The organism is Streptomyces sp. NBC_00210 (genome assembly GCF_045160975.1).
Classification (GTDB): domain Bacteria; phylum Actinomycetota; class Actinomycetes; order Streptomycetales; family Streptomycetaceae; genus Streptomyces.
This window is the reverse complement of record NZ_CP108120.1, coordinates 1,504,669-1,527,807: the sequence shown is the minus strand read 5'-3', so window position 1 is coordinate 1,527,807 and position 23,139 is coordinate 1,504,669. Positions and strand designations below refer to the sequence as shown.

Here is a 23,139-nt window from a genome sequence, read left to right as displayed (position 1 = left end):
GGTGAGGGAACGGTGGAACTGTGGATCACCAAACCTAGACATAGTGGTCGTAAATATGATGAATCGACGCGCCCGGCGCCGACGCGCCTCATACGACAGCGCCGCCCGGCTCGTGCCGGGCGGCGCTGTCGTATGAGACCCATGAGGCTGTGGCTGAGAGTCGGGCCGAGTCGGCCCGAGCCAGGGCGATTCGTCGCTCAGGCGCCGTAGTCGAACGTCGCCGGGTTCGGGCCGAGGCGCTTGCCCTCGTCCAGGGCGGCCAGAGCGCTCATGTCCTCGTCGTCCAGCTCGAAGCCGAAGACATCAATGTTCTCCTGGATCCGGGACGGGGTCACGGACTTGGGGATCACGACATTGCCGATCTGCAGATGCCAGCGCAGCACCACCTGGGCCGGTGTGCGCTCGTGCTTCTGCGCGATCGCGACGACCGTCGGGACCTCCAGCAGGCCCCTGCCCTGGCCGAGTGGAGACCAGGCCTCGGTCTTGATGCCGTGCTGGGTGTGGAAGGCGCGCAGTTCCGCCTGCTGGAGCTGCGGGTGCAGCTCGATCTGGTTCACGGCGGGGACGACCGAGGTCTCCTCGATCAGTCGGGTCAGGTGCTCCGGAAGGAAGTTGGAGACGCCTATCGCCTTGGCGCGGCCGTCGGCGTAGATCTTCTCGAAGGCCTTGTACGTGTCCACGTACGCACCCTTCGAGGGCACCGGCCAGTGGATCAGATACAGGTCTATGTGGTCGAGGCCCAGCCTGTCCAGCGAGGCGTCGAAGGCGCGCAGCGTGGAGTCGTACCCCTGCTCGCTGTTCCACAGTTTGGTGGTGATGAAGAGTTCCTCGCGGGGGATGCCGGAGGCGGCGACGGCACGGCCGGTGCCCTCTTCGTTCTCGTAGATGGCTGCGGTGTCGATGCTGCGGTAGCCGGCCGCCAGGGCCAGGCCGACCGCCTTCGCCGCCTCGTCGTCGGGCACCTGCCAGACGCCGAAGCCGAGCTGCGGCATCGCGACGCCATTGTTGAGGCTGATGGAGGGGACCTTGCTCACGAGCGGTCGATCCTTACGTCGTCGGCTGGTACTCGGATGCACTCGAATGCACGCGAAGGGTCAACGATCTACCCCCTGGGTGCATTCCCGCCACCGAAGTTGGCGTGATACAGCTCCGACCTTATCGGTCCGGACCATTGACCGCGTCTCATCAAGACGCAACTCTATGGCACATAGCTGAACGCCGGTCGCTCATGTGAACAGGCGTCCAGTCCTGCTCCACCATGCGTCACGGCGCAATCACTCATGAATCACTCCTGACCCCCACATCTCAGGAAGGCAGGTACGGCTCATGCAGGACAGCAAGGAAACATCGGAGGAAACGGTCAACTGGCAGACCCCGGAGTATGTGGTCGTCGAGACCGCTCTCGAGGTCACCGCCTACGCACTGACCGACCGCTAGGCCCCGCCGCCATGCTGCTGCAGGTGCTCGGCACCGCGGCGGGCGGCGGACTGCCCCAGTGGAACTGCGCGTGTCCCGGCTGCGCCGGGGCGCGCGCACACCCGCACCGGCGCCGTCGTCACGCCTCACTCGCCCTGCGCGCTGACGAGGGCCGCTGGTATCTCGTCAACGCCACCCCCGACATCGGCGACCAGATAGAGGACAGCCATGCGCTGCGGCCCGGGCCCGGACCGCGCGAATCCCCCGTGGCGGGCGTCATCCTCACCGACGCCGAACTCGACCACACGCTCGGCATCGCCCGGCTGCGCGAGGCAGACGGCTTCGACATCCTCGCCACCCGGCCAGTACGGGACGCACTGCTCGGCCGGCTGCGGCTCGGCGAGGTACTCGCCCCGTACACCCGTATCGAATGGCGGGAGTTGGGCCGCGAAGCGGAACCGCTCGACAAGCGCGGCACCGTGGAGATAGCTGCCGTAGCCGTTTCGGCCAAACGCCCTCGCTATGCCGCCGGCACCGGAGAGGACGAGCGAACCTGGGTCGTCGCCCTGCGGCTGCGCGAGAGAACCACCGGCCGCAGCCTGCTCTACGCGCCCGCCCTCGCCCACTGGACCGACGCCTTCCAGCAGGCCGTCGAGGAGGCCGACTGCGTCATCCTCGACGGCACGTTCTGGGACGACGACGAGCCGCAGCGGACCGGGATCTCGGCCGGGACAGCAACCGGAATGGGTCATCTGCCGATCGACGGGCCGAACGGCACCGCGCGACGGCTCGCCGGACTGCGCGCCCGCTGCCTCTATACGCACCTCAACAACACCAACCCCCTTGCGGACCCGGACGCCCCGCAGCACGCGCTGCTCGGCGAATGGGGACTCGAGGTCGCCGCCGACCGAATGGTGATCGAGCTGTGAGCACAGTCGCCCCGCCCGCTGCGGGCACCGATGAGTTGTGGAGCCCGGAGGAGTTCACGGCGCACTTACGTGCCGTACCGGCCGATCGCTACCACGACCGGCACCCGTTCAACGTACGGATGCACGAAGGCGCTCTCACCCCGGAGGAGCTGCGCCGCTGGATCCTCAACCGCTTCCACTACCAGCGGCACATCCCCGTCAAGGACGCCCTGATCCTCGCCAAGTTCGACGACCCGGCGCTGCGCCGCTCCTGGCTGCGCCGGATCCAGGACCACGACGGACTCGTCGAGGGCGCGGGCGGTATCGAACGCTGGCTGCGGCTCGGTGAAGCCGCCGGGATCGACCGCGAGCGGCTCCGGTCGGGCGCGGAAGTGCTCGCGGGCGTGCGGCTCGCGGTCGACGGATACGTCAACTTCTGCCGGCTGCGCTCCCCGCTCGAAGCCGTCGCCGCCTCGCTCACCGAACTCGCCGCGCCCACCATCATGCGCACCCGCATCGACGCCTTCGAACGCCACTACCGGTGGATCGAGGCCGACGGACTCACCTACTTCCGCACTCGCATCGGGCAGGGCGGCCGCGACAGCGAAGAGGCGCTCGCGCTGGTACTCGCATGGGCGCGGACCCGGCAGGAGCAGGAGGCGGCCGTCGGGGCCCTCCGCTTCAAATGCGATGTGCTCTGGTCCCTGCTCGACGCTGTCGACGGCGCGGGGGAGCGGACATGACCGACAGCTGGAAACCGGTGCTCTCACGGTCGGTGCTGTTACGGCACGACCGGGTGCGGGGCACCGATCTGCTCGTACTGCCGGAGCGCGTGGTGGTGCTCCAGGGCAACGCCGGATCCATCGTGCGGCTCTGCGACGGCGAGCGTGACGTCGACGCGATCGTGGCGGAGCTCGCCGAGCGCCACCCGGGCGCGCCGGTGGCCGAAGAAGTCCCGGTATTTCTGGGCCGATTGCGCAAGGAGGGCTGGCTGAAATGACGGACCGCATCCGCACGGACGTCGATCCGCCGTGGGCGCTGCTCGCGGAGCTCAGCCACGGCTGTCCGCTGCACTGCGCCTATTGCTCCAACCCCGTCGAACTGGTCGGTCGGTCAGAGGAGTTGACCACTTCGCAGTGGGCCGATGTCTTCCGTCAGGCCGCTGACCTGGGCGTTGTACAGAGCCATCTGTCCGGCGGCGAACCGCTGCTGCGCCGCGATCTGACAGAGATCGTCGCAGCTGCCGACGGCGCGGGCATCCACACCCAACTCGTCACCAGCGGCGTCGGGCTCCACGAGAGGCGGCTCGCGGCCCTGACTGCGGCCGGGCTGCGCAGTGTGCAGCTCTCCGTCCAGCACGCCGACCCCGTCGCCTCGGAGCTCATCGCCGGAGCCCGCTCCTTCGCCGCGAAGGAGCGCGCGGCCCGGCTCGTACAGGAGGCGGAGCTGCCGCTCGGCCTCAATGTCGTACTCCACCGGGCCAATCTGGACGCGCTCGACGACCTGCTCGAACTCGGCCTGGCCTGGGGCGCGGAGCGGATCGAGCTGGCCAACGCCCAGTTCTACGGCTGGGCCCTGCGCAACCGGGCCGCCCTGCTGCCGGACCGGCAGCAGATCGCCGACGCCCTCGAACGCGTCGAGCGGTGGCGCGAGCGGCTGGCCGGCCGGATGGACCTGGTGTGGGTCGTGCCCGACTACATCGACGGCACCGCCAAGCCCTGCATGGGCGGCTGGGGCGCGGTTTCGCTCACCATCGCGCCCGACGGCACGGTCTACCCCTGCCCGGCAGCCGCCGCGCTGCCCGGCCTGGACGCACCCAACGTCAAGGACCACTCCCTGGAGTGGATCTGGCGCGAGTCCAAGGCGTTCGACATCTACCGCGGCGAGGAGTGGATGCAGGAGCCGTGCCGCAGCTGCGAGCTGCGCACCAAGGACTTCGGCGGCTGCCGCTGCCAGGCGTACGCCCTCACCGGCGACGCCACCCGTACGGACCCGGTCTGCCACCTCTCGCCGGACCACGCGTTCGTACGCGACCTCGTCGACCACCCGCCGATGGCCGCACCCGCGTACGCCTACCGCAAGGAAGGACCATGAAGCGATTGACTCCCCTGCTGCTGGCGGCTGCTCTCGCGGGCAGCGCTCTGTCCGCCGTGCCCGCCACCTCGGACCCCGCAGTCCCGACCGCGGCCGTTCGGTACGAGGCCGAGAGCGCCCTCATCCACCAGGGCGCCGTGGAGAGCAACCACGCCGGATTCACCGGAACCGGATTCGTCAACTACGACAACGCGGCCGGAAGTCATGTCGAGTTCACGGTGGACTCCGCCGAGACCACGAGCACCACCCTGGCCCTGAGATTCGCCAACGGCACGACGGCGAACCGCCCGCTCGACATCACCGTCAACGGCCAACTGGTCGCCGACGATCTGGCCTTCGACTCCACCAGAAGCTGGACCGGCTGGCAGACCAAGAACGTCACCGCAGTCCTGAAAGCCGGGTCCAACACCGTACGAGCCACCTCCGCAACCGCGGCCGGCGGCCCCAACCTCGACTCGCTCACTGTCGGCGAAAGCCCCTCCGCCGCCGACTGGTCGGTCGCGATGGTCGAGTCCACGATGGCGCGCTACTCGCCGAGCCAGATCGGCGGCTGGTCCTATCCCGTGGGCCTGTATCTCTACGGCCAGTACCTCGTCTACCAGCGCACCCACGACGCCCGCTATCTGAGCTACATCAAGAGCTATGTCGACCGATTCGTCGACAGCGGCGGAAACATCGGGCAGAGCTTCAACAATCTCGACAGCATGCAGGCCGGACGGCTGCTCACCATCCTCCACCACGAGACGGGACAGGCGCGCTACCAGAAGGCGGCGAAGAAGATCCGGGACCGGCTGGGCACCTATCCGCGCACCTCGGAAGGCGGATTCTGGCATTCGACATCGGATTCCCGGCGCAGCCAGCTCTGGGCCGACGGTGTCTACATGGTCAATCCGTTCCTGGTCGAGTACGGAAAGGAATTCGGCGACTCGACGTACACCAGCAATGAGGCGACTATGCAACTCGCCGTCTACGGCGGCCATTTGCAGGTCGGCAGTGGGCTGCTGAAGCACGCCTGGGACGAGTCGCGCGACGCGAGCTGGTCCGATCCGAAGACCGGTCTCGCGCCCGAGCACTGGTGCCGCGCGATCGGCTGGTACTCCATGGCGATCGTCAACGTCCTGGACGCCGTGCCCGCCGACCATCCGCGCCGCGCCCAGCTGCTGACCCTGCTGCGGAATCTGGCCGCGGGCATCGAGAAGTACCAGGACCCGGAAACCGGCCGCTGGTTCCAGGTCGTCGACAAGGGCTCACGCAGCGACAACTGGACCGAGACGTCCTGTTCCAGCATGTTCACCTTCGCCCTCTCCCGCGCCGCACAGCAGGGATATGCCGACGCCCACTACGCACAGGTGGCGCAGCGCGGATATCAGGGCGTGCTGCAGAAGATCTCGCTCGGCGGCGACGGCCGCACCAATCTCACCGACATTTCCATCGGGACGAATGTCGGGAACTACGGCTACTACATCCAGCGCGACCGGAAGACCAACGATTTCCACGGTCTCGGTGCGTTTCTCATCATGAACGAACAACTGAGGGCGAACAACTCCGGCCGAGGTGAAGGAAAATGAACACATCCCGCAGAGCCGTACTGGGCGCAGCTGTCGGCAGCGCCGTGGCGGCAGGACTGCCGTCGCTCGCGACCGCGGCGAGCACCGCCTCCTGGCAGCTGCGCTGGTCGCCCTCCGCGAGCGGCGACAAGCTCAAGGCCTTCGAGACGATCGAGGACGACCGGGCGGGCTCCCACCCGGCCGGCGCACCGCACATCTTCGCCGAGGGCGACAACTTCCGGTTCAACATGCACACCGTGGACCGGGACACCAGCACCGACCGGCAGCGCCACGAGGTCACCGGCTGCCGCAACGGCGGCTCCTACCTCCAGTGGAAGTCCGGCCAGACCTGGCGCGTCACGTACTCGATGTACATCCCGAGCACGCTGAAGGCGACCACCAGCTTCACGCACATCATGCAGATGAAGCAGCCCGGCACCGGCTCCTCGCCGATCGTCGTGCAGTCGCTGCGACGCGTGAACGGCGTGCAGACCATCGAGCTCAAGGTCATCGCGGGCGATGTGCTCGTGGGCCGTACGAACCTCGAACCGCTGCACAACAAGTGGACCGACGTCGACTTCCAGATCAAGATCGGCAACGGCACGTCGGGATCGGTCCGCTGGATCCTCAAGAGCGGCGGCACCACGGTGATCGACAAGTCCAAGTCGGGCGTGGACACCTTCCTCGCCGACCGGGTGCGCCCCAAGTGGGGCATCTACCGCTCCCTGGGCGACAGTTCGGGCTCCCTGCAGAACTGCCACATGCTCCTCACCAATATGCGCGGCTATCAGCTCGTCTGAGGAGGACGACGTGAAGAACTTAACGAGAACCGCCGCCACCGCCTTGCTCGGCTTCCTGGTCGCGCTGGGAATCGCGCAGCCGCCGGCCGGGGCCGAGCCGCCCGCACCACCTTCGCTCGCGACCCCCGCGGCGGCAGCGGTACCCGCACCCGCTGCCCCCGAGTTCAACGTCCGCGACTACGGCGCCGTCGGCAACGGCTCCACCAACGACACCGCGGCCATCAACAAGGCCATCACCGCCGCCAACACGGCAGGCGGCGGAATCGTCCGCTTTCCCCCGGGGACGTACGAGTCCAAGAACACCATCAAGATGAAGAGCAATGTCACCCTGCAGCTCGACGCGGGGTCGACCATCAGCGGCAACGGCGCGGACACCTATGACCCGCCCGAGTCGAACCAGTGGGACGACTACCAGGACTACGGCCACAGTCACTTCCACAACGCCATGATCTACGGCGACAACCTCAGCAACATCGGCTTCACCGGCTCGGGCGTCATCGACGGCGACGGCGCGCTCATCACCGGGAACCCCAAGTCCGGAGAGGCCGACAAGATCATCTCGCTGACCCGCTGCAAGAACCTCACCCTCAGCGGCATCACGCTGCGCGAGGGCGGCCACTTCGCCGCGCTCCTCAACAACTGCGACAACGTCGTCTCCGACCGCCTCACCATCGACACGGCGATGGACCGCGACGGCTGGAACATCATCTCCACCACCCACGTCAAGATCACCAATGCCCACCTCGAGGCCAACGACGACGCGCTCGCCTTCAAGAGCGACTACGCGCTCGGTGCCAAGCTCAACAACGGGCATGTCACCGTCACCGACTCCTATCTCTCCGCCGGCTGCTGCAACGCGCTGATGTTCGGCTCCGAGACCTGCGGTGACTTCACCGACTATCGCTTCGAGCGGATCACCATCAAGGGCTCGGACAAGTCCGGCCTCGGTCTGGTCTCCATGGACGGCGCCAAGATCTCGGACGTCCACTACAAGGACATCACCATGACCGACGTCCGCTCGCCGATCATGCAGAAGGTCGGTACGAGGAAACGGTGCGGGAACAGTCCCGGCGTCGGCTCCATCAGCAACATCACGTACACCAACATCAAGGCGACCGGCACCACCCCGTCCTTCTCGCCGACCATCTGGGGCGAGTCCGGCAGCGGCCGCATCCACGACATCACCTTCAACAACGTCGACATCACCGTGCCCGGCGGCAACGGCAGCATGTCCACCAACCCGCCGAGCAACGACCCTAAGGACTACAACCCCAAGGCGATCGGCACCCGCCCCGCCTACGGCTGGTACATCCGAAACGCCGACAACGTCCGCTTCACCGACAGCGAGGTGCGGTTCGCGGCCAATGACGGCCGGCCCGCCGTCATCGCCAACAACGCCACCGGTATCCGCTTCGACCGCTTCACCGCGCAGCGCGGCAGCAACAGCCCAGCGGACCTCCTCTTCCAGTCGGTGAACGGCTACTGCGTGGCGGGCAGCGCCAATACGAGTGGGGGCGAGCTGCGGATCGGTCAGACCGGCTCCAGCCAGCACTGTGACGGCGGCGGCCCTGGCCCCTCGCCCACCCGTTACGAGGCCGAGAACGCCGCGTACTCCACCGGCTCGACCGTCGACTCGGACCACACCGGCTACTCCGGCGCGGGCTTCGTCAACACTCCCAATGCGGTGGGCGCCTATGTCGAGTGGACGCTGAACGCCACCGAGGCGGGCAGCGTCGACCTCGCCCTCGCGTACGCCAACGGCACCACCACCGCACGCCCGATGGACATCGCCGTCAACGGCGTCACCGTCGCCGGGGGCTCCCCCTTCGCCGGCACCGGCGCCTGGACCTCCTGGCGCACGGTCACCGTGCCCGTCGCCCTGAAGGCGGGGACCAACACCGTACGCGCCACCGCGACCACCCCGAACGGCGCACCCAACATCGACTATCTGGACGGCCCCGCATGACCAGACGACTCTGGGCGCGTCTGGCGCTGGTTGGCGCGCTGCTCCTGGGCGCGCTCACCCTGCCGGGACCCGCCCGTGCCGATCTCCAGCACCCGCGCCAGGACTTCCTGCGCGCCTCCGTCGGCGGTCTCTTCCTGCACTGGGGGCAGCGCACTGCCCCGTCGCACGACAGTTGCGGCCAGTGGGAGACCGATGTCACCGGTGGCGGCTGGACGCCCGACTACTGGGTCCAGGAGGCGCAGAAGCTGCACACGCAGTACCTGGTGCTCGCGACCTTCCACAGCCGCCTGGGCTACGCACGCCCCTGGCCGTCCAAGATCCCCGGAAGCTGCAGTACGAAGCGCGACTTCCTCGGTGAGCTGATCACGGCAGCCAAGGCCAAGGGCCTCAAGACGATCCTGTACATGACCGACGACCCTCAGTGGCACAACGAGGGCGGGCATGAGTGGCTCGACTCGGCGGCGTACTCGAAGTACAAGGGCCGCACCGTCGATCTGACCGGCCGGGACGGCTTCGGGGAGTTCAGCTACGACAACTTCTTCGAGGTCATGGACCGCTATCCGGACCTCGGCGGCTTCTGGATCGACAACGACAACGCGTACTGGGAGAGCCACAACCTCTACGCGCAGGTGTACCAGAAGCGCCCGGGTTACACGATCAGCAACAACAACGAAGACACGCCGATCATGGACATGATCAGCAATGAGCAGAAGACGGGGATGAGCCCGTCGTACGACTACCCCCAGGCGGTCTACACGGCGGCGCCCCGGCTCATCGAGGCCGACTTCAAGCTCCCTTCCACCGGATCGTGGTGGTACACCGGCTCCGATCCCTCCGTCGACCGCAAGCTCACCCTCGGCCGGCTCATCACCAACGTCGGCTCCTCGGTGAAGGCGCTGATGGCCGAGACCGCCATGGTCAACGGCAAACTCCCCGCCAACCAGGTCGCGTTCAACAACTTCGCCAAGGGCTATCTCGACGCCATCGGTGAGTCGCTGAACGCCACCGAGGGCGGCGGCTATGTGCACGGGGGCCTCGCGCCCGGGTTCTGGAACGACGGCGCGCACGGAGTCACCACCGTCAGCAAGGCCGACCCGGACAAGCACTACATCCATGTGCTGACCCCGCCGTCCACATCCACCCTGCGGCTGCGGGACAACGGCTACCGGGTGACCGGGGTGACCAACCTCCGTACCGGCGTGCCCATTGCGTACAGCCAGAGCGGAGGAACGCTCAGTCTCAGCGGGCTCGGCGGCTGGGATGCGTACGACACCGTCTTCAAGGTCACGACGGCCGGACGCGAAGGCATCATCCCCGCCGCCTCGTACACGATGAGCGCCAGTGCATCGGCAGCCGGGCACGGCGCCGAGGCCGCCGCGGACGGCGACTACCGCACCTACTGGGACAGCAACAAGACCACCCCCGTCTCGCTCCGCTTCGACCTGGGGTCGGCCGGGCGGGTGCAGTATCTCGGCGTCAACCAGCGTGAGGACTCGGTGAGTTACGCACGCTCGGCCACCGAACAGTCCGCCCGGATCAGGGACTACCGGGTGTACGTCAGCAGCGACGGCACCAACTGGGGGAGCCCCGTCAAGACCGGCACCCTGCCGAGCCGCCGCGGGGTCGCCGTCATCGACATCCCCGCGACCACCACCCGCCATGTGCGCCTCGAAGTCGTCAACACCCATGCGGCATCGAGCGATTCGACCCGCTACAAGCGGCTGCGGATCGACGAGGCCTGGATCGGGAGCGCCTACGCGGCGGGCGGCACCACCACTCCGGCGCCGCAGCGCCACGAGGCCGAGGACGCCGCATACTCCACGGGTGCCACCGTCGACTCGGACCACACCGGCTTCACCGGCACCGGTTTCGTCAACACGCCCAACGTGGCCGGGGCGTATGTGGAGTGGACGGTCCAGTCGGCGACCGCCCGCAGCGCCTCGATCGCGATCAGGTACGCCAACGGCACCACTGCGGGCCGCCCGCTGGACGTCGTGGTGAACGGCACGGTCGTGTCCGCGAACCGGGCATTCGACGGCACCGGCGCGTGGACCACCTGGGCCGACTCGACCCTCACCGTCCCGCTCACTGCCGGGGCCAACTCCGTACGCGTCACCGCCACCAGCGCGAACGGCGCACCCAATCTCGACCATCTCGACGTGGAGGCGCCATGAGAGCCCATAAAGCCCTGCTGGCGGCGGCGCTCGCGCTGCCGCTCGCCGCGGCCGGACTGACCGCGGCCCCGCCGCCCGCCGCCGCATCGGACAACGGCCAGTCCCTGCGGCCCGCGATGGGCTGGTCCAGCTGGAGCTTCGTACGCCGCTGGCCCACCGAGGCCAAGCTGAAGGCCCAGGCCGACGCGCTGGTCAGCAGCGGTCTCAAGGACCACGGCTACGTCTACATCAACCTCGACGACTTCTACCAGAGGTGCGACTCCAACGGCTTCTCGGTCGACCAGTACGGGCGGTGGGCCGTCGACGAGGCGAAATTCCCCTCCGGCATCAAGGCGCTGGCCGACTATGTCCACTCCAAGGGGCTGAAGTTCGGCTTCTACGTCACTCCCGGCATCGCCAAGAACGCCGTCACCAAGAACACGCCGATCGAAGGCACCTCGTACCACGCGAAGGACATCGCCGACACGTCCAAGCTGGAGAAGAACTACAACTGCAAGAACATGTACTACATCGACTACAGCAAGCCCGGCTCCCAGGAGTTCGTGAACTCCTGGGCCCGCCAGTTCGCTTCCTGGGGAGTCGACTATCTGAAGATCGACGGCGTCGGCAGCCATGACATCCCCGACGTCCGCGCCTGGGACAAGGCCCTGCGCGCTTCGGGCCGGCCCATCAACTACGCCCTCTCCAACAACCTCGCCATCGCCGACGCGCCCACCTGGCGACAGCTCGCCAACAGCTGGCGCACCCAAGGCGATGTCGAGTGCTACTGCGGCCCCGGGCCCAACGGCAGTGGCTTCCCCCTCACCACGTGGGACAAGGTAACCTCCCGCTTCACCTCGGCCGCGAACTGGCAGCAGTACGCGGGACCTGGCGGCTGGAACGACCTCGACTCGCTGGAGATCGGCAACGGCGACCAGGTCGGCCTGGGCGCCGACCAGCGGCGCTCGCACATGACGCTGTGGGCGATGGCCGCCTCCCCGCTGCTGCTCGGCACCGACCTCACCGCGCTCAACGCGACCGACAAGGCGATGCTGACGAACGACCGGCTGATCGCGGTCAACCAGGACGGCGTCGCGGCGAAACGCATCGTCAACTCCAGTCCCAAGCAGGTCTGGAGCAAGCGCGAGGCAGGCGGCGACTACATCGTCGCGCTCTTCAACACCGGGACCTCGGGCAACCAGACCGTCAGCGTGAACTGGTCGCAGGTCGGCTTCTCCGGGGCCGCCGCCGTCACCGACCTCTGGTCGGGCCAGAGCGGCCCAGTGGTGAGCGGCTCCTACAGCGCGGTGCTGCGGCCGGGGGAGACCCGGCTGATCCGGGCCACGCCGCAGTCGGGCACCGGCGCCCGGTACGAGGCCGAGAACGCCTCGTACAGCGCGGGGTCGACCGTCGACAGCGACCACGGCGGCTTCAGCGGCAGCGGCTACGTGAACACGCCCAATGCGGCCGGGGCGTATGTGGAGTGGACGGTCGAGTCGGCCACCGCCCGCGAGGCCGCACTGACCTTCCGGTACGCCAACGGCACCGCCGCGGGCCGCCCGATGGATGTGTCCGTCAACGGCGCCGTCGTCTCGGCGGGCCGCGCCTTCGACGGCACCGGCGCCTGGACCGCCTGGGCCGACGCCACCCTCACCGTCCCGCTCAAGGCGGGTTCGAACACCGTACGCGTCACCGCCACGACGGCGAACGGCGCACCCAACCTCGACTACCTCGACAGGGGATGACCGACGTGCGACCCCCCACCACACGGCTCCGTAACTCCGTGATCGGCGCCTCAGTCACCGGACTGCTGGGCTCACTGGCACTGGCGGCCTTCCCCGCCGCCGGCGCCACGCCCCAACCGCCGGCAGCGACGCCCAAGGCATCCGGCGCGCTGGCCGCCGCTCCGTACGAATACCTCGGCTGGGGCAGCCCCCAGAAGCCGACCGACGTCATGGCCGCCACCGGCATCAAGTGGTTCACACTCGCCTTCATCCTCTCCGACGGCGGCTGCAACCCGAAGTGGGACGGCAGCCGTGCCCTCAAGGGCGGCTCCGACGAGTCGGCCATCAAGTCCATCCGCGCGGCCGGCGGCGACATCGTCGTCTCCGTCGGCGGCTGGAGCGGCGCGAAGCTCGGCGAGAAGTGTTCCAGCGCGACCGCGCTCGCCGGGGCATACCAGAAGGTGATCGACGCCTACCGGCTCAAGGCCTTCGACATCGACATCGAGAACACCGAGTTCGGGAACGCGACCGTGCGGCAGCGGGTGGTCGACGCGCTGAAGATCGTCGAGCAGAAGAACCCGGGCATCGTCACGTACATCACCATGGGCACCACGCCCAGCGGCCCGGACGCCACCGGCAAGGACCTGATCAAGCGCGGGGCCAGGGCGGGTCTGGCCGCCGACGCCTGGGTAGTCATGCCCTTCGACTTCGGCGGGCACAGCGGCACCATGGGCCAGGCCTCGGTCAGCGCCCTGGAAGGCCTCAAGAACGCGGTCAAGAGCGCGTACGCATACAGCGACTCCGTCGCCTACCGGCACATCGGGGTCTCGTCGATGAACGGCAAGACGGACGAGGCCGGGGAGACCGTCACGCTGAACGACTTCAAGACGATCCTCACCTATGCCCAGCAGCACCACATCGCGCGCTACGCCTTCTGGTCCGTCAACCGCGACCGCAGTTGCGGCTCGGGCGGCGCCGGGGACGCGTGCAGCGGTGTGTCCCAGTCCCCCTACGCCTACACCAAGGTCGTCGCCCAGTACGGGGGCTGACACCCCGTCGGCGGCATACCTTCCCCACTCCCCATCCCCCCACGGAGGAACACACAGCTCTGGCCCTCGACGACGAACGCGGACGGGGGTGAGCCGGCCGGGTCCGACAGGTTTTTCCGGGTGACGATCGGTTAGCCGGTCGTCGACAGCGGCCGCCCGGCGCGGAACGCACGCTCCGTGCCGGGCAGTCGCCGCGCCTGTCAGCCGTAGAGCGCGTCCACCTCGACCGCGTACGCGGCCTCGATCGCCTTCCGCTTGAGCTTCAGCGAAGGCGTGAGCAGCCCGTGCTCCTCGCTGAAAGGATGCGCCAGGATCCGGAAGGTACGGATCGACTCGGCCTTCGACACCAGGGTGTTGGCGGCCACCACCGCCCGGCGGATCTCCAACTCCAACTCCGGGTCCCGCACCATCTCGGCCGGTGGCAGCGGCGGCTTGTTCTGCATGGCCAGCCAGTGCTCGACGGCCTCCTGGTCCACGGTGACCAGGGCCGCGATGTACGGACGGTCGTTGCCGACGACGATGCACTGCGCCACCAGGGGATGATGGCGCACCCGCTCCTCGAGGCCCACGGGCGAGACGCTCTTGCCGCCCGACGTCACCAGGATCTCCTTCTTCCGCCCGGTGATGGTCAGATAGCCGTCCTCGTCGAGCGCGCCGAGATCCCCGGTGGCCAGCCAGCCGTCATGCAGCACGGCGTCGGTGGACTTGGGGTCCCCGAGGTACCCGGCGAAGATATTGCCGCCGTGCAGCCACACCTCGCCGTCCTCCGCGATGTGCACCGTGGTGCCCGGGATCGGCTGGCCGACCGTGCCGTACCGGGTGCGCTCGGGCGGGTTGGCCGTCGCCGCCGCGGTGGACTCGGTGAGTCCGTACCCCTCGAAGACCGTGACGCCCGCGCCCTCGAAGAAGAGGCCGAGCCGCCGGTTCATGCCGGAGCCTCCGGACATCGCATGCCGCACGCGGCCGCCCATCGCGTCACGGACCTTTCCGTACACCAGCTTCTCGAAGAACTGGTGCTGCAACCGCAGTCCGGCGGAGGGGCCGGGGCCGAGCCCGAAGGCCCGGTGCTCCAGGGCCTCCGCGTACTTCACCGCGACCTCGACGGCCTTGTCGAAGGGGCCCGCTTTCCCGTCGGCCTCGGCCTTGCGGCGGGCGGCGTTGAAGACCTTCTCGAAGATGTACGGGACGGCCAGGATGAACGTCGGCCGGAAGGACGCGAGGTCCGGCAGCAGCACGCTCGCCTGCAGCACCGGCTGATGGCCGAGCTTGACCCGGCCGCGGATCGCCGCCACCTCGACCATCCGGCCGAAGACGTGCGAAAGAGGCAGAAACAGCAGGGTGGCGACCTCGTCGCCGGGCTTGGAGCGGAACACCGGCTCCCAGCGGGCGATCATCGTGTCGGCCTCGAACATGAAGTTGGCGTGCGTGATCACACAGCCCTTGGGGCGGCCGGTGGTGCCCGAGGTGTAGATGATCGTGGCGATCGAGTCGGGGGTGACCGCCCGTCGGTGCCGGTGCACCACGTCGTCGTCGATGTGCTCGCCCGCCTGGAAGAGTTCGGCGACCGCCCCGGTGTCCAGCTGCCACAGCCGCTTCAGCTGAGGCAGCCGGTCCACCACCGATCCGATGGTCATGGCGTGGTCCTCGTGCTCCACCATGCACGCCGTGACCTCGGAGTCGTACAGCATCCAGAAGACCTGCTCGGCCGACGAGGTGGGGTAGATGGGGACGGACTGCGCGCCGACCGCCCAGATCGCGAAGTCGAAGAGGGTCCACTCGTAGCGCGTAGGGCACATCAGCGCGACGCGGTCCCCGAACCGCACACCGTGCGCGATCAACCCCTTGGCCAGCGCCAGCACCTCGTCGCGGAACTGCTCGGAGGTCATGTCCTGCCAGAGTCCCGCCGCGTCCTTGCGGCCGAGCACGACCCGGTCCGGATCGTCGTCGGCATGGTCGAAGACCGCGTCCGCAAGTCCGCCGACCTGAGGCGCTGCGTCCATGGGTGGGACAGTGAACTCGCGCAATGGCCTGCTCCTTGTGGCGCTCCCCGCACAGCGCCGTGACGCTACCCCACCGGGCCGCCGGGCGGGAGAGCCTTCCAGAACTGTGGACGAATGGCATCAGCACAGGTCAGGGACGGATAGCCGGTCGCGGGGAGGGAGGTTCGGACGTGCTTCTGACCGCAGAGTAAGTAAGCCGCGCCCGAATCTCCACCAAATCTGTACGGTGCGATCACCCTCGCTCTACGGCTACGGGCGGATTGGTCCGTACCTGTGCTTCCGGCGCGGCCGGGGCCCGCACCCACAGCAGCACCGCGAGGCCTGCCAGCAGTCCGGCGATCCCTGCCGCCACCGCCGCGGTGTTCAGCCCCGACGCGAAGGCCGTCCGCAGTACTGTCTCGGCCGTCGTGGCACGCAGCGCCGTGGCGCCGCCGCCCGCGAGGGTGTGCGCCGCGCCCGCGGCCCCGTCGACGCCGGCGCCGTCGAGCGACGTCGTCATCCGGGCGGTGGCGATCGTACCGAAGACCGCGACGCCGAGTGCGTAGCCGAGCTGGCGGAACGTATTGACCGCGCCGCCCGCCATGCCCGCGTTCCGCTGCGGCACGGAAGACAGCGCCGCGCCCGCGAGCGCGGGCGAGACCAGGCCGACACCGATGCCCGCGACGGCGAGCCCGGCGGTCACGGCGGCCCACCCCGAATCGGCGTCCAGCACGCCCTGCGCCACCGTGCCGCCACCGATCAGCAGCAGCCCGCCGCCGATCACCCACCGGTGCGGCGCACCGTGCAGCAGCCGGCCCGAGACCGCGGCCGCCACGAACGCCGTTGCGGCGAGCGGCAACAGCGCAAGCCCGGCCCGCACCGGGCTCATGCCGAGCAGCGTCTGCAGCCAGATCGAGGTGTACGGCAGCACCCCGAAGGCGGCCGCGTTGTAGGCCAGGCCCGCGGCCATCACGGCCAGGAACGAGGGCCGCGCGAACAGCGAGAGATCGATCAGCGGATCGGCCACCCGACGCTCCACCGCGACGAAGGCGGCAAGACCGGCGGCCGCGACGGCGAACCACACACCGGTGCGGGCAGACGTCCAGCCGGCCTCACCGGCCCGTACCACCGCGTAGGTTGCCGCCCCGGCGAACAGCGCGAACGACGCCGTACCCGCCCAGTCGATGCGCCGCGAGCCGCGTCCGGAGGGCTGCACCGCGCGCAGCGTCATCCAGATCGCCGCCACGCTCACCGGCAGATTGATGAAGAAGATCCACCGCCAGTCCAGGCTCTGGGTGAGCACTCCGCCGAGCACCGGGCCGAGCGCCGCCGCCGCTCCGCTGACCGCGCCCCACACCCCGAGCGCAACGGACCGCTCCCGCCCCTGGTACTCGGCGGCGAGCAGCGACAGCGTGGTGGCGAACATCGCGGCGGCGCCGAGCCCCTGCACGCCACGCATCGCGATCAGCGCCGCCGGACCCGACGCAAGGCCGCAGCCCAGCGACGCCGCCGCGAACAGCGCTATGCCCGCCACATACATCCGGCGGCTCCCCAGCACATCGGCGGCCGCCCCCGCGCCGAGCAGCAGCGCCGCGAGCACCAGCGCATAGATGTCGATCACCCACTGCAGATCGCTGAGCGAGGCGTCCAGCGCACCCGCCATGTCCGGCAGCGCGACGATCACCACCGTCACATCCAGCAACAGCATGAAAGTCCCCAGACAGACCGCGGTCAGCGGCCTCCACTTGCCCATGACGTCCTCCGTCGGCATCGGTGTTCCTACCTGCCGTACGATCCGAGAACCAGCCCGCGATCCCGCAGTCGATCGCGAACAGGCGCCGGAATCCGACACGGAGAGGCGGTTCAGCGGTGGAATCGCACGCATCGGACGCGCTCGACCGGCAGCTGCTGCAAGCCTTGGACATCGACGGACGCGCGCCCTTCAGCCGGCTCGCCGCCGTACTCGGCGTCTCCGACCAGACGGTCGCCCGGCGCTTCCGGCGGCTGCGAGCGGAAGTCGGCGTACGCGTCGTCGGCGTACGCGACGTCGAACGCCTCGGCCAGGAGCGGTGGATGCTGCGACTGCGCTGCACCCCCGACGCGGCGGACGCCATCGCCCGCGCTCTCGCACGCCGTCCCGACACCGCCTGGATCGGCCTCGCTTCGGGCGGTACCGAGGTGGTCGGCATGATCCGGATGCGGACCCGCGGCGAGCACGACGAACTGCTCCTCGGCAAGCTTCCGCGCACCCCCAGCATCGTCGAGATCCGCGCCCATCAGCTGCTGCACGGCTTCTACGGCGGGCCGGCCGGCTGGCTGGGCAAACAGGGCGCGCTCACTCCCGAACAGGCCGACGCGCTGCGACCGGTGTACGAGGAGCCGTCGGCCCCCGGCGGCGTCACGCGCATCACCGAGGACGACGAACCGCTCGTCACCGCCCTCGAAGCCGACGGCCGGGCGTCCTTCGCCGAGCTCCAGAAAGCCACCGGCCGCTCGGAGTCCGCCGTACGCCGCAGGCTCGACCAACTCCGGCGCTCCGGCGCGCTCTTCATCGATGTGCAGTTCGACTCCGACGCCTTCGGCTACGGCACTCGCGCCCTGCTGTGGATCACCGCGGCGCCCTCGGCCCTCGAGACGGTCGGCCGCGCGCTCGCAACCCATCCCGAGGTGGCCTTCGCCGCCGCGACGGCCGGGCACTGCAATCTGGTCGCGGTGATCGTCTGCCGTGACACGGCATCCGTCTACCGCTATCTGAACGAGAGCCTCGGCCGACTGGCGGGTGTACAGCATGTGGAGTCCGCGCCGGTCCTGCGGACGATCAAGCAGCTGAGATACGAGGAGCGCCGCTGAAGCCGGTGGGCTGCGTGCTGACGGACTTCACCGGCGAGTGACCGGCGGCCGCGGCCCGGCCGGGCGGTGCAGCCGGTCGCCGCCCGCGAGGATCGACGCGGACAGCGCATCCGCCGCCTCCTGCGCGCCGTGGTGCGCGCCCGCGTGGCGGTTGTGCAGCAGTACGAAGTCCACATCGCCCAGTTCCGGCAGGTCCGCGCGGGCGGGGACCGGGACCAGGCCCGGCGGGATCAGACCGCGGGTGTGGGCCATCACGCCGAGACCGGCCTGTGCCGCCGCGATCAGGCCGCTCAGGCTGGTGCTCGTACAGGCGATCCGCCAGGCGCGGCCGTGCGCCTCAAGCACCTCCAGGGCGCGGGCGCGCGTGATGCCGGGCGGCGGGAAGACGATCAGCGGCACCGGGCGGTCCGGGTCGAGCCGCAGCTGCGGGGCACCGATCCAGGTCAGGGCGTCCTGCCAGACGAGCTCGCCGCGGGTGTCACCGGTGCGCCGCTTGGCGAGCACCAGATCGAGTCGGCCCGCCTCAAGGCGCTTGTGCAGCGTGCCGGAGAGCTCGACGGTGAGCTCCAGATCGACCTCGGGGTGATCGCGGCGGAACGACTGAAGGATCTCCGGGAGCCGGGTCAGCACGAAGTCCTCGGAGACCCCGAAGCGCAGCCGCCCGCGCAGCCGCGTCCCCGTGAAGAACGCGGACGCGCGCTCGTGCGCCTGCAGGATCGTATGGGCGAAGCCGAGCATCGCCTCGCCGTCCTCGGTGAGCACCACGCTGTGCGTGTCCCGCGCGAACAGCTGCCGCCCGGTCGCGTCCTCGAGCCGCCGCACATGCTGGCTCACGGTCGACTGCCGCAGCCCGAGGCGGCGCGCCGCCTGGGTGAAGCTCAGGGTCTGCGCCACGGCGAGGAACGTGCGGAGCTGGGCCGGGTCGTACATCCTTCGAGAGTAGCCTGCTATCGCTAATCGTGATGACAGTCAGAGCGGTGTACGGGATTCCCGATCGGTCCGACCAGGGTGAGCATGGAGGGGGCACGACCCGTACCGAGAGCAAAGTGAGCACATGAGCCGCCGCACGCTGCAGTTGCCGTCCTGGCTGCCGGTAGATCCGTACATCATGGCGCTGCTGGGGACGGTCGGCCTCGCGGCACTGATCCCGGCGTCGGGTGCGGCGGCCGACGTGGTGGGCGGGGCGTCGACCGGGGCGGTGGCGCTGCTCTTCTTCCTGTACGGCGCGCGCCTGTCGACGCACGAGGCGCTGGACGGTCTGCGGCACTGGCGGCTCCATCTGACGGTGCTGGCCGCGACGTTCCTGGCCTTCCCGCTGCTGGGCCTCGCGGCGCGGGTCCTTGAGCCTCAGGTGCTCACTCCGCAGTTGTACAGCGGGCTGCTGTTCCTCTGTCTCGTCCCGTCGACGATCCAGTCCTCGATCGCCTTCACCTCCATCGCGCGCGGCAATGTGCCGGCGGCAATCTGCGCGGGCTCCTTCTCCAGCCTCGCCGGCATCGTGCTCACGCCACTGCTGGCGGCGCTCCTGCTGGGCGGGAGCGCGGGCGGCCTCTCGACGGACTCGCTGATCAGGATCGTCCTGCAACTGCTGGTGCCGTTCCTGGCGGGGCAGCTGCTGGGACGGTGGGTCGGCGGGTTCCTGACGCGCCGGAAGAGGGCGCTCGGGTATGTCGACCGGGGGTCGATCCTGCTGGTCGTCTACACGGCCTTCAGCGAGGGCGTGGTCGCGGGCGTCTGGCACCAGGTGACTCCAGTGCGGCTGGTGGCGCTGCTGGGGGTGGAGGCGGTGCTGCTGGCGGCGATGCTGTTGCTTACGTGGTACGGGGCGAAGCGGCTGGGGTTCGGGCGGGGGGACCGGATTGCGATCCAGTTCGCGGGGTCGAAGAAGAGCTTGGCGGCGGGGTTGCCGATGGCGACTGTGCTGTTCGGGGCGCAGGCGGCGGTGGCTGTGCTGCCGTTGATGCTCTTTCATCAGATGCAGTTGATGGTGTGTGCGGTGCTGGCGAAGCGGAGGTCGAGGGATGCGGGGGCGGTGGCTTTGCCCCACTCCGCCCCGGGGCGCGCCCCAGCCTCCAAGGCCCCGAATTCGCGGCGCAGCGGGTCGAGTTGGGCTGCGTGACGAGCTGCTCGCGGACCTCACCCCGGCCGAACGTGATCAATTCGTCGCCCTGCTGGGGCGCATCGCCGACCCCGACGCGCCCTGCGACTGACAGGATCGCCAGGTGACGACGTACGCCATACGCCCCTTCGGGCCCCGCCCCTGCACCCTGGTCGTATGCCGCGGCTGCTGCTGCGGTGACGCCCGCAAGAACCCCGGCACCGACCACGACGGCCAGCTTGCCAGGCTGCGCGAGGCCGCCGCGGACTCCGGCGGGCGGCTTGCGGTGCGTACGAGCGACTGCCTCGGCCCCTGCGGCCAGGCGAATGTGATCGTGGTCCAGCCCTCCACGGAGGGTCGCGGTCGAGGGGCCCGCGCGGCCTGGATCGGCTGGGCACTGGACGACGACGCGACGGACGACATCCTGTCCTGGGTGCGGGCGGGCGGCCCGGGCCTTGCGGAACTCCCGGCCACGCTCGAACTCCAGACGATCCCGGCCCCGGCGGAAACCCGGCGCCGCGCCCGCACCTCGCGCCGGACAGGGTCCAAGTGACATCGACCCGCATCGCCGGCCGGGCAACCGATGTGCTGCCGGTCAGAAGCCGTCAGCCCGCACTGGGGCGGGGTTCCGGCCTCTTCCAGCGGCGCCCTCAGAGTAGAATTGGTACTCATGTCGAAGCCTGATGATCTGCTCGTCGACGTCGCCGCCATGGTGGAGTCGGAGCAAACCAATCAGATGTCCTTGACCGTGGTCGTCCCTGGTGCCGTTATCACCGGACGGCTGGCTCCTGAGGCCGTGTGGAGGGCGCGGGTGGCTGAGGTTCTCAAGGATTCGGACCGGCTCGGCCCGTTCGCCACCATTTTTGTGACCGCCGGGGCGGGCGCCCCGGCCCAGCAGGGCGACAAACCCTCACATCTGCACTTTCATGTCGCGAGGATCCTCCAGGGCAGTCTCGGGATTCCGGAGACCGGCGGGATGTACCGCATCGCCATCAAGGACGTGAGCGCCTGGACCGTAGGGGACTTCAGCTACTCCGACCACTGAGCAGGGCGCCCTCGACTGCGGCCGGACCGGCAGACGCGGAAGAGGTGCATGTGCATGGGGCCGAAGTCGCAGAGTCACGAAGAGCCGACCGAGGCCGTCCATGAGGTGGACCGGGCAGTACAGCACGCCCTGGACCGTCTGACGTTGCTGACCAACGCCGCTGAGGCGCTGGGCAGCACCCTCGACATCGACGAGGGTCTGCGACGCCTGTGCCGCACGCTGGTGCCCGGTCTCGCCGACTGGTGCGCGGTGGATGTGCTCGACGAACACGGCCGCCTGCACCGGAAGGTGATCGAGCACCGTGAGTCGGATCTGCTGTCACCCGGCCTGTACGAGGGTGAGCTGCCACCCGTGTCCGAGAAATCGGCTGCGTCGGTGGCCCGCGCGCTGCGGGGCGCCGGCCCACTGCTCGTCACGAATTTCACCGCACCCGCAGGCGCGCCCGATCCACTGCACATCAGGGAGCTGGAACTCTTCGACCACCTGGGAGCCGACACGGTGGTGATCGCGCCGCTGCGGGCCCGCCGCCAGGTACTGGGCGCTCTGACCCTGGCACGCACAACGGCTACCGGTGCGCTGGACGAGGGCAGTCTTCCGCTGGCGGAGGACCTGGCACACCGCATCGCGCTCGCCGTCGAGAACGCACGTCTGCACGGCGAGGTCCAGCACACAGGGGAGCGCATCCAACGCTCCCTGCTGCCCGATCTGCCCACCGACGGATACCTCGAGCTGGCCGCCCGCTACCAGCCCGCCCTGGCCACTTCCCAGGTCGGCGGAGACTGGTACGACTCGTTCGTGCTGCCCGGCGGTGCCATGACCCTCATCATCGGAGACGTCGCCGGCCACGACCTGCAAGCCACCGTGACCATGAGCCACATGCGCAACATGCTGCGGGGCATCGCCAGCGACCGCAAAGAGCCGCCGGGCAAGATCCTCGGCCGGCTGGACGCGGCTATCAGCATTCTCTACCCGCACCAGACCCTGACCTGCATCTACGCACTGGTGGTGAAGCCCGACGAGCATCAGCGGTGGAGTATGCAATACGCCGTCGCCGGCCATCCCGCTCCGCTGTTGATCACTGCGGAAGGCGACACGCGATTCCTGACGGAGGGCCGCAGCATGCTGCTGGGGGTGGATTCCACCCAACTACGTCCCGACGCCACCGAAGTTCTGCCGTCGAACTCCACCGTCCTGTTCTATACCGACGGCCTCATCGAACGGCGCACCGAAAACCTCGACCGCGGCGCCGCCCGGCTTCGCCAGCACGCCGCCGCCCTCGCCCAGGAACCCCTGGAGTCCTTCTGCGACGAGCTGCTCACCGGCCTCGCACAGGCCGGCAGCGACGATGTGGCACTCATCGCCGTCCGCATCCCTGAGCGACACGAAAGCCCGGAGTCGGCCACCGCCACCGCCGACTGAGGTCAGCAGGTCCGCGCCCCGCCCGGCCCGCCGACCGACCGAATCCGGCCACTCGCATTCACGAACTCTTCGCCCAGCCGTCGCCGTTCCG

At 69.1% G+C, this 23,139-nt stretch carries 20 protein-coding genes; 16 read left to right on the top strand and 4 right to left on the bottom strand.

Going from position 1 to position 23,139, the window contains the following annotated elements; all coding sequences use genetic code 11:
- Positions 1-197 precede the first annotated feature (197 nt).
- Positions 198-1,034, bottom strand: a complete 837-nt coding sequence (locus OG729_RS06875; protein WP_405804944.1) for an aldo/keto reductase — start codon at positions 1,032-1,034, stop codon at positions 198-200.
- Between the two features lie 292 nt (positions 1,035-1,326).
- Here OG729_RS06875 and pqqA point away from each other — a divergent pair, with 292 nt between their 5' ends.
- The 11 genes from pqqA to OG729_RS06820 are packed head-to-tail and all read left to right on the top strand — an operon-like array spanning position 1,327 to position 13,657.
- Positions 1,327-1,437, top strand: coding sequence for a pyrroloquinoline quinone precursor peptide PqqA (gene pqqA, locus OG729_RS06870; RefSeq protein WP_360880703.1), 111 nt, complete (start codon positions 1,327-1,329; stop codon positions 1,435-1,437).
- Positions 1,438-1,448: 11 nt separating this feature from the next.
- Entirely contained in the window at positions 1,449-2,345 is an 897-nt protein-coding gene (gene pqqB, locus OG729_RS06865) for a pyrroloquinoline quinone biosynthesis protein PqqB (protein WP_405804942.1), read from the top strand.
- Positions 2,342-3,067: a pyrroloquinoline-quinone synthase PqqC gene (gene pqqC / locus OG729_RS06860; protein WP_360880709.1), complete on the top strand. Its 726-nt coding sequence runs from the start codon at positions 2,342-2,344 to the stop codon at positions 3,065-3,067. Before pqqB ends, pqqC begins: the two co-directional genes overlap by 4 nt.
- Entirely contained in the window at positions 3,064-3,324 is a 261-nt protein-coding gene (gene pqqD / locus OG729_RS06855; protein ID WP_405804941.1) for a pyrroloquinoline quinone biosynthesis peptide chaperone PqqD, read from the top strand. The genes pqqC and pqqD overlap by 4 nt, the downstream gene beginning before the upstream one ends.
- A complete protein-coding gene (gene pqqE / locus OG729_RS06850; protein ID WP_405804939.1) occupies positions 3,321-4,418 on the top strand; it encodes a pyrroloquinoline quinone biosynthesis protein PqqE in 1,098 nt (365 codons plus the stop codon). Before pqqD ends, pqqE begins: the two co-directional genes overlap by 4 nt.
- Positions 4,415-5,986, top strand: coding sequence for a glycoside hydrolase family 88 protein (locus OG729_RS06845; RefSeq protein WP_405804937.1), 1,572 nt, complete (start codon positions 4,415-4,417; stop codon positions 5,984-5,986). Before pqqE ends, OG729_RS06845 begins: the two co-directional genes overlap by 4 nt.
- Positions 5,983-6,765, top strand: coding sequence for a heparin lyase I family protein (locus tag OG729_RS06840; protein ID WP_360880718.1), 783 nt, complete (start codon positions 5,983-5,985; stop codon positions 6,763-6,765). The genes OG729_RS06845 and OG729_RS06840 overlap by 4 nt, the downstream gene beginning before the upstream one ends.
- Positions 6,766-6,775: 10 nt before the next feature.
- Entirely contained in the window at positions 6,776-8,731 is a 1,956-nt protein-coding gene (locus OG729_RS06835; protein WP_405804936.1) for a glycosyl hydrolase family 28 protein, read from the top strand.
- Positions 8,728-10,905, top strand: a complete 2,178-nt coding sequence (locus tag OG729_RS06830) for a discoidin domain-containing protein (RefSeq protein WP_405804935.1) — start codon at positions 8,728-8,730, stop codon at positions 10,903-10,905. Before OG729_RS06835 ends, OG729_RS06830 begins: the two co-directional genes overlap by 4 nt.
- Positions 10,902-12,629: a carbohydrate-binding protein gene (locus tag OG729_RS06825; RefSeq protein WP_405804934.1), complete on the top strand. Its 1,728-nt coding sequence runs from the start codon at positions 10,902-10,904 to the stop codon at positions 12,627-12,629. The genes OG729_RS06830 and OG729_RS06825 overlap by 4 nt, the downstream gene beginning before the upstream one ends.
- A 5-nt stretch (positions 12,630-12,634) precedes the next feature.
- The gene (locus OG729_RS06820; RefSeq protein WP_405804932.1) at positions 12,635-13,657 is read left to right on the top strand and encodes a chitinase; all 1,023 of its coding nucleotides are present in this window, start codon (positions 12,635-12,637) and stop codon (positions 13,655-13,657) included.
- A gap of 200 nt (positions 13,658-13,857) precedes the next feature.
- Here the strand turns inward: OG729_RS06820 and OG729_RS06815 are convergent, their stop codons facing one another.
- Entirely contained in the window at positions 13,858-15,657 is a 1,800-nt protein-coding gene (locus OG729_RS06815) for an AMP-dependent synthetase/ligase (RefSeq protein ID WP_405804931.1), read from the bottom strand.
- Positions 15,658-15,889: 232 nt separating this feature from the next.
- Entirely contained in the window at positions 15,890-17,389 is a 1,500-nt protein-coding gene (locus OG729_RS06810; RefSeq protein WP_405811075.1) for an MFS transporter, read from the bottom strand.
- A gap of 116 nt (positions 17,390-17,505) precedes the next feature.
- Between OG729_RS06810 and OG729_RS06805 the strand changes: the two genes are divergently transcribed.
- Positions 17,506-18,486, top strand: a complete 981-nt coding sequence (locus tag OG729_RS06805; RefSeq protein ID WP_360880739.1) for an AsnC family transcriptional regulator — start codon at positions 17,506-17,508, stop codon at positions 18,484-18,486.
- 27 nt (positions 18,487-18,513) lie between these two features.
- On the opposite strand, the gene OG729_RS06800 is transcribed toward OG729_RS06805, so the two are convergent.
- Complete coding sequence (locus tag OG729_RS06800; RefSeq protein WP_405804930.1) at positions 18,514-19,416, bottom strand: LysR substrate-binding domain-containing protein; 903 nt, start codon at positions 19,414-19,416, stop codon at positions 18,514-18,516.
- A gap of 124 nt (positions 19,417-19,540) precedes the next feature.
- On the opposite strand from OG729_RS06800, the gene OG729_RS06795 reads away from it, so the two are divergent.
- The 4 genes from OG729_RS06795 (at position 19,541) to OG729_RS06780 (ending at position 23,048) form a co-directional block, all read left to right on the top strand.
- Positions 19,541-20,605, top strand: coding sequence for a bile acid:sodium symporter family protein (locus tag OG729_RS06795; RefSeq protein ID WP_405804928.1), 1,065 nt, complete (start codon positions 19,541-19,543; stop codon positions 20,603-20,605).
- A 103-nt stretch (positions 20,606-20,708) separates the two neighbouring features.
- The gene (locus tag OG729_RS06790; RefSeq protein ID WP_405804926.1) at positions 20,709-21,137 is read left to right on the top strand and encodes a (2Fe-2S) ferredoxin domain-containing protein; all 429 of its coding nucleotides are present in this window, start codon (positions 20,709-20,711) and stop codon (positions 21,135-21,137) included.
- A 117-nt stretch (positions 21,138-21,254) separates the two neighbouring features.
- Complete coding sequence (locus OG729_RS06785) at positions 21,255-21,629, top strand: hypothetical protein (RefSeq protein ID WP_360880751.1); 375 nt, start codon at positions 21,255-21,257, stop codon at positions 21,627-21,629.
- A gap of 54 nt (positions 21,630-21,683) precedes the next feature.
- Entirely contained in the window at positions 21,684-23,048 is a 1,365-nt protein-coding gene (locus OG729_RS06780; protein ID WP_405804925.1) for a PP2C family protein-serine/threonine phosphatase, read from the top strand.
- Positions 23,049-23,139 lie beyond the last annotated feature (91 nt).